Origin of the sequence: Lactobacillus sp. UMNPBX17 (assembly GCF_002553735.1) — a bacterium.
Classification (GTDB): domain Bacteria; phylum Bacillota; class Bacilli; order Lactobacillales; family Lactobacillaceae; genus Lactobacillus; species Lactobacillus gallinarum.
Map to the genome: position 1 here is coordinate 1 of NZ_PCYT01000176.1, position 458 is coordinate 458.

Here is a 458-nt window from a genome sequence, read left to right on the forward strand (position 1 = left end):
ATCAGTCAAGAGCCCATAATGATATTGACATTTTTGTAGAAAAGAACGATTATCAGAACTTTATAGAAATAATGAAAGCTAATGGCTTTTATGAGATTAAGATGGAATATACAACATTGAACCATACTGTATGGGAAGATTTGAAAAACAGAATTATTGATTTGCATTGTTTTGAATATACGGACGAAGGTGAAATTCTTTATGATGGGGATTGTTTTCCGGTAGAAACTTTTTCGGGTAAAGGAAGAATTGAGGAAATAGAGGTTTCCTGTATTGAACCATATAGTCAAGTAATGTTCCATCTGGGATACGAGTTTGATGAAAATGATGCACATGATGTGAAGTTATTGTGTGAGACATTTCATATCGAAATTCCAAATGAGTATAGATAACTGCAAATAACAGTTTGTAGGGGAGTTCTGATACTCCCCTATAAAAATGGCTATTTATCAACTGTT

General features: G+C 32.8%; 1 protein-coding gene. It reads left to right on the plus strand.

Translation table 11 applies throughout. From position 1 onward, the window contains the following. The coding region (locus CP368_RS10175) for an aminoglycoside nucleotidyltransferase (protein ID WP_098046067.1) at positions 1 to 392 on the plus strand (392 nt) is incomplete at its 5' end. Positions 393 to 458: the final 66 nt, after the last annotated feature.